Here is an 18,003-nt window from a genome sequence, read left to right as displayed (position 1 = left end):
AAGGAGTTGGAATCAACTCCTTTTTACTTTTGTGTATTTTAATAGGTTCGTTAACGTAACATAATTCTTCTCTTCTATTTCTTGTTTTCTAGGGATGATCGGAATATCTTCAACAGAATCCTCCCACATTCTTAGAAGTGTGACGGGTGATTCCGGTCGCCATTTAGCAAGCCATGTTGGAGGAAGCTCTCCTTCAGAACTTTTTCCGTCTTTCATGACATTCCATATTTGTGCCCATGCCCGGGGAACAACTCTCCATATGTCATATCCACCACCACCTAATGCAATCCACCTTCCTTGGCAATACGTATTACTAATTTCTAATGCAATCTGTGGTATTACATTATAAATCTCCATGGAGCAGCATAAATGTGTTAATGGATCATAGAAATGAGCATCAGCACCGTTCTGAGTGAGGATAATGTCTGGTTTAAAAAACTCTGCAATCTCTCTTAGCGCAGTCTGATATACTTCTATAAAAGATTTATCCTGGGTAAAGGCATCAATAGGTAGGTTAAAACTGTAGCCATGTCCAGCTTTGATACCTCGCTCATTCACATTTCCTGTTCCTGGAAAAAGATACCTACCAGTCTCATGGATAGAAAATGTACATACATTGGGATCTTCATAAAAAGCCCATTGAACACCGTCTCCGTGATGAGCATCCGTGTCTACATATAGAACTCTTAGATTAAACTGTTTACGGATATATTTGATTGCAATAGCTGCATCGTTATAAATGCAGAATCCGGACGCCTTCTGTTTAAATCCATGATGAAGACCTCCCGAGAAGTTAACAGCAGCCCGTGCGCCTTCTTTTAATACAGCATCCACAGCAGTCAATGTTGCGCCTACTATTGATGCAGAAGCTTCATGCATATTCGGAAAAGCTGGGGTATCATCCGTGTCTAATCCAAATCTAATCAGTTGTTCGTGATTTAAAAAACTGGCAGATTTTACTGCATGAATATATTTTGGGTCATGTATTAAAGAAATTTCTTCATCTGTTGCTACTCTAGGTACAAGTATATTTGTACGATCAAGTTGGTTAGATTCTTCGAGTAGTTCTTTTGTAAGAAGTACTCTTTTCTGGTTGAATGGATGCTCGTCATGGAAATGGTAATTTAATAAAGCTTTGTCATAAATAAACGCAACATCACTACTCATATTCTTGGCTCCGGTATATTATTTGGCCACATCATTTCATATCCATTCTCACGTAAGTCTCGTACGATTGGAAGCGGATTCATTGTTTGGACTCGAAATACTAATATTTTATAATCAGGATCATTTTTGAACGGATAAACTAAGACAGAAGAAATATTTACACCATGTTTTCCAAAGACATTTGCTACCTCTGGTAAGATACCAGGTTTATGTGGAACTTTGACCTCAATTTGTGAACCTTGTACATGGGTTCCTGTTAATTGGATTAAGGTATATAGTAAGTCTTTTTCTGTAATGATGCCAACTAGCTTGTCATGGCTTACAACAGGAAGGCAGGCAATTTCACGATCATAGAAAATACGAGCAACCTCTTCCACAAAGTCCAGGGGATGAGCGGTAACAACTGGAGTGTTCATAATAGTCGAGATTTCTTTTTGAAGAATTTTATGATCTTCTTCCTTGGAAAAGATAGATGGGCTAGCATCGCGAACATCGCGATCGGAAATAATTCCAACCACTTGATGATGTTCGTCTACAATAGGAATATGTCTTATTTTATTTTCTACTAATAATTGATGGGCTTTTTCTATAGAGTCTGAAGGTTTTAATGTAATAAAGTGTTTATTCATGATATCTTCTACATGCATTTATATTCCCTCCCTAAAACTACGTAACTGGTGACGATTTAAAAATCTAAGCGTTTCGAATTGTTTGATGGATTCGTTATCTACATTTGAACCAATTCGGACCATTAAGCAATTCGCAGGATGAGATATGATTTCGGGATCATCTGTTGGAGCAGGCAAGAGTCCACCAGATGCCATCATTTTTTCCATAACCTTTCGATATTCCCAGATGGAAAGATTTGTCCCTTTTAAATCCCAATGCCAATAATATTCAGTCGATATAATAATATAGTTTTCCATAAATGGATCCATCATGGAAACTTGCAGGAGATTAGAAGCCACTTTACTACCTCGGTATTCCGGAATGACCTCGATTGCACCTAATTCTAAAAGATCCTTCATTTGAAATGTCGACCATCTCTCTAATGGATCAGGATATAAATAAGTTACATAACCAATGATTGTTTCATCTTGTCTAGCAATGATAATCCGGCCTTCAGGTAAATCAGCAATCTCTAATAGAGCTTGAAATTGTCTAGATGCGGGTCGAAAAGCTTTTAAGTCTTGATGAAAGACATATTGTCTTAAGTTTGAGGCAGTGATCGGCCCTTCGATAACGATGGAATGCGTATTCACCGGATGTTCTATTTTATTGTAAGTTTTTATGTGTTCCATTTATTTCACCACCGAATTATCATGTTAGTATTATTATACAAGATTATCGTGTTAATTTTTAGTCTTTTCTAGATAAAAAAGAAGAGGGAGTGAAAGTTGGCTTTAGGAGTGCATAATTTTAAATTGATCTACCTCTCATATCGAATCATAACAAATTGCTATTAATGATAGATTTTACAGCTGAAGAGGTTTATCAACAACATTTTGAACGAGACTGTAGTGATACTGTAACTAAACTGCCATTTCTCCCTAAATGAATCTGGTATCCAGCGAAATCAATCAATCTTCTTATATCAAAAAAATGAGTATCAAATTATGTTCTAATTTGATACTCATCTATATGACTCTAAAACGGAACTAATTAGTGTGAAAACTTCCTATTAATTACCACCGTTTCCATTATTGCCATTTCCATTATTATTCCCTGGTCCATTCCCATTCCCATTTTCATTGTCTCCATCTTCACCAGAGACAGGCTCTTCATCGTCGGAATCTGGCTCGTCTGGATTGGTTGGACTTTCAGGTTTCTCAGGTTTCTCTTGGTCTTTATCTGGTTTCTCAGGTTCAGAAAAATCACCAATGATAATCTCCCGTGATGCTGAAGACTCTAGACCAAAGTAGTCAACGGTCTTCACGTGGTATACACCAGTTCCACTAGGCAATGTATAACTTGTTTCTATTGAGCTACCTATTAATTCAAAGCTACCGCCAGGCTGATTCGAACGATATACTCGATAACCGACTACATCTTTGCTACTTGAGGGGCTCCAAGTTAATTGATTGCCGTTATTTCTTAGGTTTGCTGGGACTTCAGGTGCTTTTCCGTCATCCTGTACGAGTCCATTCTGTCCTTCTGTATTCGGTAAACTAATCTTTTCCCAAGCCTCTTTTCGGAAGGTTGGATAAAGCTGGGTAATATCCTTTAATAGATGGTATTCATTTCGAATTAACCATTCTGGATTAAAGGATAATCCGTCATCTTGAATGAACTCTCTCGGTGTATTTGGTCCTGCAAGTACAGCTCTTCCATTAACAAGGACATAAGAACCTTGAATTAGGCTATCATCTACCTGTGTAGGTACGAAATTAATATTGAAAATATCACTTGATACCAATCCAGCAGCACTACATAATTCTGAAGGAAGCATCCCGGAAGTTGAACAAATACTTCGAGAGACAATACCCTCAGGTCTTTGGAATTTCTCTGTTGGTGCTACTAAGTCAGGTCTGATATCTGAAGCCACATTAATAAGCTCTGCCCATAGTTTAATATTTCGATTCGTATGGTGTAAATCACAGCTCTTACATACTAGTGACTGAGGTTTTTCATAGCCTAACCATGCTCCCATAGTAACATTTGGATTTAGACCAACGAAATGAACATCCCATGTGTTTTGGGAAGTACCTGTCTTTCCTGCCCAATCAACATTTTTATATTTAAGTTGAGAAGGGAGGTAACTAGCTGAACCACGTGCAATAACATCACGCATCATATCAACTGTAAGATAACTTGTTTGAGGTGTGAATACCTCTACAGGTTCGCTCTTATGTTCATAGATAACTTCTCCGTCTTGTGTGGTAATTTTATCTATCATATAAGCATCGACAAAGTTACCACTATTTGCAAAGGTTACAAAAGCATTGGCGTTTTCTTCAATTGAGATACCTACAGTGGTTCCACCAATTGCTAATGAACGGTTAGCATATTCATCATCACCAAGTGATGTGATCCCCATCTTGCGCAAGTATTGATCGACAGGATTATCGTTCATGATTTGAGAATACACTTTAATTGCAGGTACGTTATAAGAATTAACTAGGTGATCACGTACGGAAAGAATACCATGGTATCGTTCATCAAAGTTTCCTGGTGTCCATGTTCCCCATGATGTTTCCACATCTGCTATAGGTGTACCTGGTTGTACAATACCTTTTTCCATTGCTGGTGCATATGCAAGGATAGGTTTCATCGTACTACCATTTGAACGCTTCGCACCAGTAGCATAGTTTATTTGATTATCCATGCTGAATCCACGTCCACCTAAGAAACTAATAATTCTACCAGTTTCATTTTCAATTAAAATTGCACTAGCTTCAACACGTTGTGTAACCTGAATGGATTCTCCGGTATCTGGGTCTTTAATATATCCTGTCCAATCTGGACCATAATGCTGGAAGTTTTTTGCAACCTCTTGAAAGGCATCATAGATATCTTTGTCGATTGTTGAATGGATGTTATATCCATTTCGACGAAGATCCCGATTCGCTAGGATGGTATATTGTTCTCGCAAATCTTTATCCTCTGCCAAATCTTCTTTCGTATAACCATCTTTTTCCGCTAGAATATACATTAATATTTCTTTTGCTCTATTTTCTAGTTCAAATGTTAAGTACGGATACTTTTCAATTGGAGTTTCTGATTCTTGTACGAAGTCTGCAACGATGTCATACTCTAAGGCTTCCTTGTATTCCTTTTCCGAAATATAATCTAAATCATACATGCGACTTAAAACTGTCTTCATTCGGTTTATACCGGGTTCCAGCCCCTCAGGATCTTTTAGTCCCCCACCACCTTGATATGGCGTGTAGTAGGACGGACTCTGAGGAAGTCCAGCTAAGAAGGCAGCTTGAGGTAAATTAACCTCATCTGCGTTAATGCCAAAGATTTCTCTTGCAGCAGTTTGAACACCTGCAATATTTCTTCCATTTGCCCCACGGCCATATGGAATAATATTTAAATATGCTTCAAGTATTTGATCTTTCTTAAAAAACTGCTCTAAACGCATGGCAAGTAGTATTTCTTTTGCCTTACGTTCAAACGAGACTTCGTTTGTTAGAATCTGGTTCTTAATTAACTGTTGTGTTAATGTACTACCACCAGATTTTACATCAGAGTTGGTAAACTCCTGAACTAATGCACGAATGATAGCCTTTGGTACAACTCCTTCATGTTCATAGAAAAACTCATCCTCTGTAGCAACAACAGCTTCAATAAGCTTGGGGGAGATGTCTTCAAGTTTCGTTTCTTCACGGTGCAGGTCGGATTGAATATCACCAAAGTAGATATCACCTGCAAAGTATAACTTAGATGTTTCTTCATAGTTGTAAATATCCTTCTCCATACTTTCATAAGGACGAATTGGTTCATCCTTCACGAGAGAAGCGAAGTATCCAAATCCTATCCCAACGCCGAAAAACATCCCAATAATTCCTATTACAAGAAAGAATAAAATAACATTCCATACAACATCATATGTAATTCGGGATGCACGCTGTACTTTTCCAGTGCTCCAGACTGTTTTTACCTTGGCTCCAACATCTCGGATAAATTGTTTAAAATCCACGATAAAACCTCCTATTATTCCAAACATAATTATAGCATAGGGGATGGGAAGGAGGTACAGGAAATTGCAAAAATAGTTGCATTTTTACTCTCCATTTTATATGATAAGACTTATATTATATTGTTTTGCTATGAAGGATCTAGTAGTGGTGCAAATCCCTGTTATAGAGAGCTAGTGGTCGGTGTAAACTAGTATATATTTGCATACGAAGTACAAATCTGGAGCATTCTTAATGAGCCAATCGGCAAAATTAAGACGGTGAGGTCATCGTTAACAACCCCAAAGTGGCAATTAATTTGCAACAAGGGTGGTACCGCGTGTTAAAACTCGTCCCTTATCGGTGATAAGGAATGGGTTTTTTATTTGTAGATAGGAAAGTCCTGGTAGCTTTCCGTTTGCAGAAAATACTATGTTGGAGTGTGAAAAGATGAGTATCTTAGAGGAATTAGACAAAAGAGGATTAATTAATCAAGTTACAGATAGAGAGGGGCTAGAGAAACATCTAGCTGAAAATGAGGTTACATTATATTGTGGTTTTGATCCAACCGCTGACAGTTTGCATATTGGACATTTAGTTCCGTTAATCATGCTTAAACGATTCCAAAAAGCTGGACACCGTCCAATCGCATTAGTTGGTGGGGGAACAGGTATGATTGGAGACCCTAGTGGTCGCTCTACGGAACGTTCATTAAATACAGAAGAAGTTGTTAAAGGTTTCAGTGACAGACTTCGCGAACAAATATCCAAGATACTAGAAGTTGATCAAAACGAAAATGCTGTTGTGGTTCGAAATAATTATGAGTGGTTAGGCAGTATGACCGTTATTGATTTCTTACGTGATGCTGGAAAACATTTCAGTGTTAACTATATGTTAGCGAAGGAATCCGTATCGGCTCGTATTGAACAAGGCATTTCCTTTACGGAATTTAGTTATATGATTTTGCAATCCCTTGATTTCCAAAAGTTATACACTCAAGAAAATTGTACATTGCAGATTGGTGGAAGTGATCAGTGGGGAAATATTACTGCTGGTATGGAATTAATACGCCGAGGTCGTGAAAAAGAGGATGATGAAATAAAAGTATTTGGTCTTACTGTTCCTCTTATCACGAAAGCAGACGGTACTAAATTTGGTAAAACAGCAGGTGGAGCAATTTGGTTGGATCCTGAAAAAACTAGCCCTTATGAATTTTATCAATTCTGGATTAACACAGATGATCGTGATGTGATGAAATTTTTACGTTACTTTACGTTTTTAACAGATGAAGAACTAACTACGCTGGAAGAGGAAGTAGAAAAACATCCTGAAAATCGTATTGCTCAAAAACGTTTAGCTGAAGAAATGACTAGAATGGTTCATAATCAAGAAGCTGTCGAGCAAGCACAAAAAATAACCGCATCATTATTTAGTGGCGATTTAAAATCTTTATCTGCAGTTGAGATTGAACAAGGATTTAAAGACGTACCTTCTTTTCAAGTAGATAAAGAGGATATACTGTTAGTTGATCTTCTTGTTAATTCGAATATCTCATCTTCTAAACGACAAGCGAGAGAAGATATTACAAATGGAGCGATCTATATTAATGGAGAAAGACAACAAGCGTTAGATTATGTTATTACCGAAGAAGATCGTTTGGAAGATAAGTTTACGATTATTCGTAGAGGGAAGAAGAAGTATTTCTTAATAAGATATAATTAATATGTAAAAATACACTGCATTTGATTATGCAGTGTATTTTTATAGGGAAAGTTATATCTTAAATTTGTTTACAAGTGTTTGTAGTTGTTCTGCCATTTGAGACAGTGATTCCGCAGATGAAGTAATTTCTTCCATGGAAGCCATTTGTTCTTCAGACGCAGATGCAACTTTATGTGTATTGCTAGAAGCTTCTTGAGAAATACGTGCCACTTCTTCCAGAGAAGCATTAACTTGTTCCATGCTAGCGGACATTTCCTCGGATATTGCAGAAACTTCCTGAATCTGATTGGTAACATTCTCAATGGATTCTAAGATTCGTTCGAATCCACTACCAATTTCCGTCACAACGACCATACCAGTTGAAGTTTCTTTAGTACCTTTATCCATTAAAGTAACAGCATTGCTTGTATCAGTCTGTATTTGCTGAATTAAAGCAGCAATTTCATCTGCAGAGTTCTTCGATTGCTCAGCCAATTTTCTTACTTCATCTGCAACAACTGCAAACCCTTTACCATGTTCCCCTGCACGTGCAGATTCAATTGCAGCATTGAGCGCTAGTAAGTTTGTTTGCTCGGCAATACCAGTGATTACTTCAATAATAGATCCGATTTTATCAGAATGTTCTCCAAGTTTTCGAATTACGGAAGAAGAATCTGTTACAGAACTATTAATGGTTTCCATTTGAGTGATTGCCTTTTTAATCGATTCATATCCTAATTTAGCTTCTTCATTGGTTTCTAATGATAATTCAGAGACTGTTGTAGTTGATTGGGCAACTTGTTGGATACCGATAGCCATTTCTTTCATAGCTTCAGAGCTTTCTAGAGAACTTTGACCTTGGAACTCAGCGCCACTTGCAACCTCTTGTATGGAACTAGCGATTTGACTAGTAGCATGTGTTGTTTGTTCTGCACTTGCTGAAAGTTCTTCGGAAGAAGCTGCAACTTGTTCCGATGTCAAACTTATTTGTCCTATCATTTGACGTAGGCTTTGAAGTAGATTGTTAAAGGATGTCGCAAGTTCACCAACTTCATCCTTCGATGTAACAGACAATTCTTTCGTTAGATCACCCTCACCTTCAGAAATGTCTTTAATCTGTGTATTAATAGACTTAATAGGTCGTACGATTGTGCGACTAAAGAATACACTAATAACGACTGCTACTATTCCAGTTACGATTAAAGTACCAACTATAAATAATGTTAGTTTAAGGATAGTGCTTTGGATGGTATTAATAGGAGGTCCAATCATCCACATCCCGATAGTTTCTCCGTTTTCATCCACAATAGGTTCATACTTGGTTAAGAATTTCTTGCCTGCTATGTCAGCTTCACCAATATAAGCTTTTCCTTCACCTAGTACGATGTCTGTAATGGAAGGGGCAGCCTGTTGACCATTTCTTCTTTCTCCATCAACAACTACATTAGTTGCAACGGTTGTATCTCCTAGGAAGATAGAGGCTGTTCCACCAGATACTTTTGTAATCTCGTCTAGTAGTTCATCTTTACCAGTGAAATTTATAACACCTTTATAAAGTTGATTATTACGAATGGACCAATCACCTGGGTATTTCTCATCGATTAAATTATAGGCAAGACTGGAAACAACTTCCACACGATCATTAAATACTTTATTTAACGAATTATCAATCTGAATTTTTGCTATAAAACTAATAGAAATAGCAATAAAAACTATTATTCCAATTACAAGCAGATTTATTTTAGCACCTATATTAAACTGTCGTTTTGATGTGCTATTATTGTTCTTTTCTTTCTTCATTATGTCAACTCCCTGATGTTATTTGTAGTAGATTAGTTCGTAAGGTTTTCTACTACTTTCGTTTCTTGCATATTAAGTATGTTTTCTAGATCTAATAGTATTAGTAGATTTTCTTCGATTTTTGCCACACCTTGAATAAATGAATTATCAATCTGACCTGTAAAACTAGGTGCTAGCTCAATCATCGTATCGTCAATATCGACTACATCTGTAGCGGCATCTACCATAAATCCAACCTGCCTATCGTTTAAACTAACGATCAGTATGCGGTTATCACTTGAATGGTTAGATTGTGCCATCATCAATCTTTCCTTTAAATCAATGATTGGAATATTAGCATCCCTTAAGTTAATGAGCCCTTTAATGAACACTGGTGCCTTTGGAATGGGGGTAATTGCTTGCACTCGTTCTATGGAAAGAATTTGTTGAACATCAATACCAAAAGATTGTTCATTCAATCTAAATATAATGGTTTTCATAATACCCATTGCTTTTCCTCCTTTATCAATCATGTTGTTTGGGTATAGTCGCAAAGAACTAGTACTAATTACTCACTTTATTTATTTCGGTATATTAGAGGGATTTGTTAATGATATACACAGAGTTAAGTTGTTGGGAAAAAGTGGATAGTTTAATGGATTTCTAAATCTGTCGTGGATCTAAACTAGTGAATAATAAAAGATACGTGATAATAGAAGTGGACATAGTTGGATGAATAAGTCAAGAATTACCATGTATTACCACGTTGTAATTTAACTTTTAGATGCTATGCTATAATGGGGAAATAATTAGAATAATAAGGAGGTTGAATCAATTTAGTAATGTTACTAATTATTGGGCAATAGTAGTAGGAATTACATACTACATTTCACTCAATAAAAGGGGCAGACATAGGATATAAGACAAGGAGACTAATTAAGATAATGATAGACAAACAACAAGATAGTAAAACTAAAAGATTTCGTTTAAGTACCTTATTTACAGGGTCATTACAAAACAAAATATTATTTCCGTTTCTAATTTTAATAATCTTTACTGGTGGTATCATTGCCCTGGTCAGTTATAGTTCTAGTGTTAAAACGACTACATTAGAGCTTACAAGAAATGTTGAAAGCCAAATGGTAAGTATGAATGATACGTTTGAAATGTTCTTTGACAATATTGATAATACCATTGAACGTTTAATTTCCAGTGATTATCTCATGAATTATCATATAGATAATAATAATGAGTTATTGCAATCTCTAAGAGAAACCCAAGAAACTATGCCGTCGATTAGTAGTATATATATTGGGTTAGAGGGTACGGGGGAGGTAGTTATTCATCCTCATGCTGAGCTAGGTGCGGATTTTAATGTTACAGAACGAAGTTGGTACCAGGATGCTGTTGAAGCTGAAGGGGATATTATCTGGAGTGAGCCATATGTAGATGCAAGTACCGGAAAAACAGTAGTAACAGCTGCAAAAGCATATTATTCCAATACAGAACTTGTGGGTGTTATTGGAACTGATATCTATGTAAATACATTAATTGAGATGATTAACAGGATTACTATTGGGGAAACTGGTTATGCAGTTATACTTGATGAGACAGGCAAATATATGGCCCATCCTAATCAAGAGTTAATTGGACAGAACCAATCACAAGAAAAGTACTATAAGGAAATAATAGAGTATGGAGATCAAGGAATAGTAGAATATCAAATAGACAATAAAGAATCAATTATCGGATTTTAGAGAAACCCTACTACCGATTGGATATTAGCCGGTACGGTGTTTGTGGAGGATTTTGAAAAGAAAGCACAAGCTATTATTCTCCCAATTTTAATAAGCTTAGCTATAGTGATAGCGCTAGCTATTTTGGTATCTATTGTACTAACTAGAAGAATAACCTTACCAATTAAAAATGTGATGAAGAGAATGAATAGTATTGCAAGTGGTGACTTAACGCAAGAACCTCTTACTACAAAATCAAGAGATGAAATCGGTCAACTGGTACATGCAACTAATAAGATGAAGAATAAAATGCATGAATTATTAAATGAAATTAATGTCGTCTCTGAGACGGTATCAAGTCAAAGTGAGGAGTTAACACAATCAGCTAATGAGGTTCGAACTGGTGCCGAACAAGTCGCAACTACTATGCAGGAACTAGCTGCTGGATCGGAAACACAGGCACATAGTGCTAGTGACCTTGCATCTGTTATGAGTACTTTTACAATGAAGATTCAAGAGTTAAATCAGAATGGAGAAAGAATTGAGGATAGTTCTAAGCAAGTATTGAATTTAACAAACACTGGGTCAGATTTAATGAATCTTTCCATTCAACAAATGGAAAAAATTGATCAAATTGTACTAGACTCTGTTAGCAAGGTAAAAGGCTTAGATAAGCAATCACAGGATATTACCAATTTAGTTTCAGTCATTAGAGATATCGCAGATCAAACAAATCTTCTTGCCTTAAATGCAGCAATAGAGGCAGCAAGAGCAGGAGAGCATGGAAAGGGATTTGCCGTAGTAGCTGATGAGGTTAGGAAGTTAGCAGAACAAGTAACCGATTCTGTCTCAGAAATAACGAATATCGTAACGAATATTCAAGAAGAAACAACCACTGTAGCTAAATCCTTACAGAATGGATATATTGAAGTAGAACACGGGAAAACTCAAATTGAATCAACAGGTGTTACATTTGGAACGATTAGAGAGGCAGTAACTGAAATGGTGGAGAGCATCCAAAACACCTCTACTAATTTATCCGACATAGCTACGAACACGGAAAAAATGAATAGCTCTGTTGAAGAGATAGCTGCTATTTCAGAAGAATCTGCGGCAGGTATAGAACAAACTTCAGCTTCATCTCAACAAACAAGTAGTATAATGGAAGAGGTAGCTGGAAGTTCTGAACAGCTAGCAAGGTTAGCAGAGGATCTGAATGAACTAGTGAGACATTTCAAGTTGTAGTTTTAATTTTGATTTCTAGACTGAGAGATTATAACTTTTTAGATATATTCTTAGACTCGAATCATATTTATTAATGAGAAGGATTTATTTCTACCTAAACTTAATGGTTTGTAACTAGTAGCTTAATAGCCCAGAGACTAATTTCACAATGGTTCTCTGGGCTTTTTATACATTCTATTTATTTTATTACTTAATAATTCTACACCGCTACCCGAGAATTAAGATTTTTTGCATCTTGGTTTGAAACATTCATTTCTCCTCTAGCTTTTTGTAAAGTCCTTAAAACATAAACTCTTCTCTTCTAAGTTTCTCTTCCGCTATCCGAAAGGCGACTCCCATTCCAATCATGGTTGCTAGAACAGAGCTTCCTCCATAACTTACTAAAAGCAAGGGAATTCCTGTAATGGGCATTACTCCGATAGTCATTCCAATATTTTGGAAGGTGTGAACAGCTAGTAAAGTAGAAAAACCAAAACAAAAATAAGCTGAAAATGGATCTGATTTATACAATTTCAAACCACGAATTATCAGGTTGTAAATTAGAAAGAAGTATAACATGATGACAATGGAACAGCCGACATACCCAAAGCTTTCTCCTAAAATTGCAAAGATAAAGTCTGTTTGTGCCTCAGGAATGTAAACCTCAAGCTCATGAAGACCTTTACCGAATAATTGGCCTGAACCTATTGCAAGTAAAGATTTTGTTACTTGAAAATTTTTGTCATTTTGGGGTGCAGAATCGTCGAACCAAGTCACTATTCGATCTACTTGATATGGATCGATTGGAAGAAACTCAGTAGCTTTCTCAGGAAATTGAGTGACAATAAATAGTGCGGAGCCTACTAATACGGTGAAAGATGCCACTAAAACCATTAATAGTCTCCAATTAATACCAGATAAAAGCACCATAGCTCCTAGAATGATAAGATATACGACAGAAGTACCGAAATCTGGTTGCAACATTATAAGACCTACAGGAATTCCTGTGACCAAAAATAATTTACATAACAATAAGAAGTCTTTTCTGAATATACCTGTTCCATATTTTTCTTTGTGTTTCACAATGACATAGGACAAGCATAAAATGGTAGTAAACTTTGTAAATTCTGCGGGTTGCATGGAGATGCCTCCAAACACAAACCAACTATTTGCACCATTTATTACCGGTGCTAAGCTACTTGGGCTAATGAGTAGAATACCTAGTACCATCACGCCTAGTATGTAAGCAGGAAGACTAAGTTTGAATAATTGATCAGGATCTAAGAAACGGATTCCTACCATGAATAGTATTCCGACTCCAAACCATACTGATTGCTTTAGTACAAAGTTTTCACTTTCTGGATTCGTTTGTTGTAGGTTGTATAACGATAAAAGACTGGCTAACATTAAGAAAAAAATGACAAAGATGATGTCCAAGGGAATACGTTTTTCTCTAGTATTCAAAATATTTCGCTCCCAATATTTATTGAATCATAGGTTAATATAGTAACCATATGTGAATGTTTTCCGTTTGGGTTAAGGGGTGAGTGCCCCCAATTCAACAACAAGAAGTAGATTAAATTAGTTCTTACATTAAAACACCTTTGAATTCAATAATACATGATTATATTTTTTTCTACTATACCTCTGCATAGAAAAAGCCCCAAATCTTATAGTCAAGATTTGGGGCTTTTTTACAGATTCACGGTTTTAAACCCCGTAAAGGCTAATAATATAATTAAGCTATAGTAAGTGATATTAACTAACTTTTTCACATCAGCAATAAAATTATTTATTGCTGATGTATTTTTAATGCAGGTATAATTTAACATAACACAGAAAAAAGAAAAGCCCTAGAAAGGTTGATAAAACAACAATTCTAGGGCTTCTAAATTGCTCTTTAAGAAGCAATACTATTAACGAGAATAGAATTCTACGATTAACTGTTCAGTGATTTCAGATGGAAGCTCAGAACGTTCTGGTAAACGGTTATAAGTTCCTTCTAAGTTATCAGCATTGAAAGTTAAATATTCAGGTACGAAGTTGTTTACTTCGATAGCTTCTTTCACGATATCAAGATTTCTTGATTTTTCGCGAAGGCTAATTGTTTGACCTGGTTTTACTAGGTAAGATGGGATATCTACGCGAGAACCATCAACTGTCACGTGACCATGGTTTACAAGCTGACGAGCTTGTCTACGAGTACGTGCAAGTCCTAGACGATAAACTAGGTTATCAAGGCGAGATTCAAGAAGAATCATGAAGTTTTCACCATGAACACCTTTCATTTTACCAGCTTTATCGAATAGTGTACGGAATTGACGCTCATTTAAACCATACATAAAGCGTAGTTTTTGTTTTTCTTGTAATTGAAGACCATACTCAGAAAGCTTTCTGCGTTGGTTTGCTCCGTGTTGCCCTGGAGCATAAGGGCGTTTATCTAGCTCTTTGCCAGTTCCAGTTAATGAAATGCCATAACGACGGGATTTTTTCCATAGAGATCCTGTATATCGTGCCATTGGACATTTCCTCCTTTTTATTTTATTTGCATAAAATAAAATTTCAGACTGTGATCCTGCCAAATGCCATTATGTTTTCATGTACCATCGCTCCAGCAGCTTAGAGTTACGCGATACACCTCATAAATAGAGGAACAAAATGGTCAAATTGGTGATTCACTTAGGCTGCCGTATTATTTTACACAAGGAATAGTATATAATTTTTTGGATACGAAGTCAACTATTCTTTTAAACGAAAGAAAAATGAGCAGAAAAAAATGGATGCGATAGACATCCATTTCGTAACTTTTTAGATATGTTTTGTTAACTCTTCAACGAACTTTTCCAAATAGATTTGATCCGTTTCGTCAAAACGATTTAAAATAGGGCTATCTATATCTAAAACACCAAATACTTCCCCGTCTATTATAATAGGTATAACTATTTCTGATTGACTCGCGCTATCACATGCAATATGGCCAGGGAATTTATTTACATCTTCAACCCGTTGGGTCTTGCGTTCTTTCACAGCTGTTCCGCAGACACCTTTTCCATATCCGATACGAATACAAGCTGGTAAGCCTTGGAATGGTCCTAGTACTAACTCGTTTTCCTTCCATAAATAAAAACCAACCCAGTTAATATTGTCTAGAAATTGATTTAATAAAGCGGACGCATTGGATAAATTTGCGGTTAAATCAGGTTCCCCGTCAACTAGTGCTGAAAGCTGTTTTATAACAAGCTCATAATCTTTTACCTTATCACCTGAAAATGCTGATGCTTGAAACATGGACATTCTTCCTTCCTATTGAAAAGTTTTTTTAATCCTGCCAATATATGCAGGAAATTTTAACTCTTTGTCGAAATAATAAAATAACAGTATTTAGTAATATAAGGAGTTGTACTCAATGAAAGACAAACCAACCAAAAGAAAAGTAGTTGAGGCTGCTTCAACACTTTTTTACCAAAAAGGCTTCCATGGTACTTCGGTAAGAGACATTGCAGAGAAGGCCAGTGTAAATGTTTCCTCAATTAGTTACTATTTCAAAGGGAAACAAGGTCTTTTGGAATATGCTGTTTCTAATTACTACGAAGAATATTTGGCTATCATTGAAACGACTCTGGATGAAACAAAAAACGAAGCACCGAAAGAGATTCTAAAAAAATTAATACATAGAATTATACTATATAAACATAGTAATCTACAATTGTCTTGTTTCATACATCGGGAACTATCGATGGATTCTGTATTTGTTCGTGAAATGGCTGTTACTTACCTGGCAAAAGAAAACTTTATTATTGGAAACGCCTTTTTGGCTGTTTTTAAAGATAAAAAGAAAGTAGAAAAACAAAAGCTAGACAGCCAGTTTTTACTAATGCAATTAAAGGGCATGTTAGTAACCCCCTATGTACTGCAAAACGAATGGAGAAACCAAGTAGTTGGGGAATATTCCCATTCCCTTTTTGTAAATAAGTATGTACAAACCATTCACAAATGGGTCGATTATATAACAGAATAGAGGAAATAGAAAGGTTGTGAATAGCAGCCTTTTTTTGTTCACTTATCTTATTGCATGCGCATTAATATACACAACCATTCAAAATTTGACAAAAAAACACGTTTTTATTTGATTTTTTTAGCCAAAAATCGCCTATACGTGGTATTATAAGGATTATACTAATTAAGTAACTCACGAAACACATATCGTGTATAATAGATGGAATTTTTGTGGATTTTAGGGGGCTTTACTATGGAGATTTTTATTGGACTAATACTTGTTATTCTAGCGTTGTTTATTATAAGCCTTATTATGAGGAAGAAAACATATGATAATGTGGACCGGTTGGAAAGCTGGAAATTAGAAATCATGAACCGAAATGTTTCTGCTGAGTTAACTCGAATTAAAACACTTAATTTACAAGGGGAGACCCAGGATAGATTTGAGTCTTGGAAGGAACGTTGGGAATATATTTTATCGAAAGATTTACCAGACATTGAAGAGTATTTATTTGATGCAGAAGAAGCTGCCGATAAATTTAAATTTACAACGGGAAAGAAGATTCTTAAAAAGACGGAACAACTCCTTCAATCGATTGAGAAGGACATAGAGAAAATACTAGCTGAATTAGATGAGTTAGTGGAGTCCGAGGAAACGAGTCGTAAAGAAGTAGAACATATTCAACCAACAATAAAGAACTTACGAAAAAAGATTTTACAGAATAGATTCCAATATGGAAAAGCAGAGGTTCGTTTTGAAGTTGAAATAGATGAGTTGACTGAAATGTTAAATCAATATCATGACTTAGTTGACGACGGTAATTATATAGAAGCAAAGGATTTAGTAGATTCCCTTAAAGAACGTCTTGATAACCTTGAAAAGGAAATAGAAGAATTTCCAGATATTTATCGTGCATGTAAACAAGACATCCCTACTCAAATTGATGACTTATATGCAGGAATCAAGGAAATGAAAGAGGAAGGATTCCGGATTGATCATCTTGGTTTCGAAAAGGAGCTCCAAGGCTACCAACAACGTTTATTGGATTGTGTAAATGCTTTAGAAAAAGGGCAAGCAACGGAAGCAAAGAATTTAATAGCAGAGGTAGAAGAACGAATTCAAGAAATGTATCAATTACTGGAAAAAGAGGCAATTGCTAAGAATTATATGGAAACGCAAATGTCTAATTACCAACAGTCCATTAACGAAGTGGCTGCTTCTTTTGAGGAAACTAAAGAGGAAGTTAACAATTTAAAACAAACATATTACTTTGACGATCAAGATATGGAAAAGTATTTATCATTAGAAAAGAGTATCACTCAGTTACAAAAAGTTTATGATGAAATGGTAAACGGTATGGAGGATGAATCCACACCACATTCTGAGCTACGAGAAAAATTAGAATTAGGCTTCAATAAACTGGAAGAGCTTCTTGAGAAGCATAATGATTTTAAACTAAGTGTTTACAATTTACGGAAAGATGAGCTTGAAGCGAAAGAACATTTGGCTGAAATTCGTGAATTAATAAACGAAACAAATAGAAAAATTAAAAAAGTAATATTCCAGGTGTACCAAGCTTTATATGGAATACAATGGAAGAATCATTGGAGAAGAGTAACTTAGTATTAAAAGCTCTCGATAAAAGTCCATTAGATATATCAGAAGTCCAACGTTCTTTATCATCCGCAAAAGCTTCTATTGATTTACTAATTGAACAAACGGATGTTATGCTTGATCAAGCGCTATTAACTGAGCAAGTTATTCAGTATGCGAACCG

The 18,003-nt window shown here is 35.9% G+C and carries 13 protein-coding genes, 1 pseudogene and 1 other annotated feature; of the genes and pseudogenes, 5 read left to right on the top strand and 9 right to left on the bottom strand.

Features of this window, described 5'->3' with window-relative positions; translation table 11 throughout:
• Positions 1-12 precede the first annotated feature (12 nt).
• The 4 genes from G5W_RS0109475 to G5W_RS0109460 form a co-directional block, all read right to left on the bottom strand.
• The gene (locus G5W_RS0109475) at positions 13-1,167 is read right to left on the bottom strand and encodes an acetoin utilization protein AcuC (RefSeq protein ID WP_010096160.1); all 1,155 of its coding nucleotides are present in this window, start codon (positions 1,165-1,167) and stop codon (positions 13-15) included.
• Positions 1,164-1,814: an acetoin utilization AcuB family protein gene (locus G5W_RS0109470; RefSeq protein WP_010096158.1), complete on the bottom strand. Its 651-nt coding sequence runs from the start codon at positions 1,812-1,814 to the stop codon at positions 1,164-1,166. Before G5W_RS0109470 ends, G5W_RS0109475 begins: the two co-directional genes overlap by 4 nt.
• A complete protein-coding gene (locus G5W_RS0109465) occupies positions 1,815-2,468 on the bottom strand; it encodes a GNAT family N-acetyltransferase (RefSeq protein WP_010096157.1) in 654 nt (217 codons plus the stop codon). It lies immediately after the preceding gene.
• A 380-nt stretch (positions 2,469-2,848) separates the two neighbouring features.
• The gene (locus tag G5W_RS0109460) at positions 2,849-5,812 is read right to left on the bottom strand and encodes a transglycosylase domain-containing protein (RefSeq protein WP_010096155.1); all 2,964 of its coding nucleotides are present in this window, start codon (positions 5,810-5,812) and stop codon (positions 2,849-2,851) included.
• 121 nt (positions 5,813-5,933) lie between these two features.
• Positions 5,934-6,150 (top strand) — a binding site (T-box leader).
• Positions 6,151-6,239: 89 nt separating this feature from the next.
• Between G5W_RS0109460 and tyrS the strand changes: the two genes are divergently transcribed.
• On the top strand, positions 6,240-7,511 hold the full coding sequence (tyrS, locus tag G5W_RS0109455) for a tyrosine--tRNA ligase (protein WP_010096153.1): 1,272 nt from the start codon (positions 6,240-6,242) through the stop codon (positions 7,509-7,511).
• Positions 7,512-7,562: 51 nt separating this feature from the next.
• Here tyrS and G5W_RS0109450 read toward each other — a convergent pair whose 3' ends face one another.
• Positions 7,563-9,290: a methyl-accepting chemotaxis protein gene (locus tag G5W_RS0109450; protein WP_010096152.1), complete on the bottom strand. Its 1,728-nt coding sequence runs from the start codon at positions 9,288-9,290 to the stop codon at positions 7,563-7,565.
• A gap of 32 nt (positions 9,291-9,322) precedes the next feature.
• On the bottom strand, positions 9,323-9,778 hold the full coding sequence (locus G5W_RS0109445) for a chemotaxis protein CheW (protein ID WP_010096151.1): 456 nt from the start codon (positions 9,776-9,778) through the stop codon (positions 9,323-9,325).
• 435 nt (positions 9,779-10,213) lie between these two features.
• Here G5W_RS0109445 and G5W_RS0109440 point away from each other — a divergent pair, with 435 nt between their 5' ends.
• Both G5W_RS0109440 and G5W_RS0109435 read left to right on the top strand, forming a co-directional pair.
• Positions 10,214-11,026: a cache domain-containing protein gene (locus G5W_RS0109440; protein ID WP_010096150.1), complete on the top strand. Its 813-nt coding sequence runs from the start codon at positions 10,214-10,216 to the stop codon at positions 11,024-11,026.
• Positions 11,027-11,068: 42 nt separating this feature from the next.
• Positions 11,069-12,250, top strand: coding sequence for a methyl-accepting chemotaxis protein (locus G5W_RS0109435; RefSeq protein WP_237706212.1), 1,182 nt, complete (start codon positions 11,069-11,071; stop codon positions 12,248-12,250).
• A gap of 279 nt (positions 12,251-12,529) precedes the next feature.
• Here G5W_RS0109435 and G5W_RS0109430 read toward each other — a convergent pair whose 3' ends face one another.
• The 3 genes from G5W_RS0109430 to G5W_RS0109420 form a co-directional block, all read right to left on the bottom strand.
• Positions 12,530-13,693, bottom strand: coding sequence for an FtsW/RodA/SpoVE family cell cycle protein (locus G5W_RS0109430; protein ID WP_010096148.1), 1,164 nt, complete (start codon positions 13,691-13,693; stop codon positions 12,530-12,532).
• 452 nt (positions 13,694-14,145) lie between these two features.
• Positions 14,146-14,748 carry a 30S ribosomal protein S4 gene (rpsD, locus tag G5W_RS0109425; RefSeq protein ID WP_010096146.1) on the bottom strand — a complete coding sequence of 201 codons (603 nt, stop codon included), beginning with the start codon at positions 14,746-14,748 and terminating at the stop codon, positions 14,146-14,148.
• A gap of 289 nt (positions 14,749-15,037) precedes the next feature.
• Positions 15,038-15,517 (bottom strand): GAF domain-containing protein, encoded by a 480-nt coding sequence (locus tag G5W_RS0109420; RefSeq protein WP_010096144.1) that lies wholly within the window; start codon positions 15,515-15,517, stop codon positions 15,038-15,040.
• 118 nt (positions 15,518-15,635) lie between these two features.
• Between G5W_RS0109420 and refZ the strand changes: the two genes are divergently transcribed.
• Positions 15,636-16,247 (top strand): forespore capture DNA-binding protein RefZ, encoded by a 612-nt coding sequence (refZ, locus tag G5W_RS0109415; RefSeq protein WP_010096143.1) that lies wholly within the window; start codon positions 15,636-15,638, stop codon positions 16,245-16,247.
• A gap of 198 nt (positions 16,248-16,445) precedes the next feature.
• A pseudogene (locus G5W_RS22120) lies at positions 16,446-18,003 on the top strand (septation ring formation regulator EzrA); the annotation flags it as partial.

The organism is Ornithinibacillus scapharcae TW25, from assembly GCF_000190475.1.
Taxonomy (GTDB): Bacteria; Bacillota; Bacilli; order Bacillales; family Amphibacillaceae; genus Ornithinibacillus; species Ornithinibacillus scapharcae.
The sequence above is the reverse complement of the archived record's forward strand: the minus strand, read 5'-3'. Positions and strand labels throughout refer to the sequence as shown.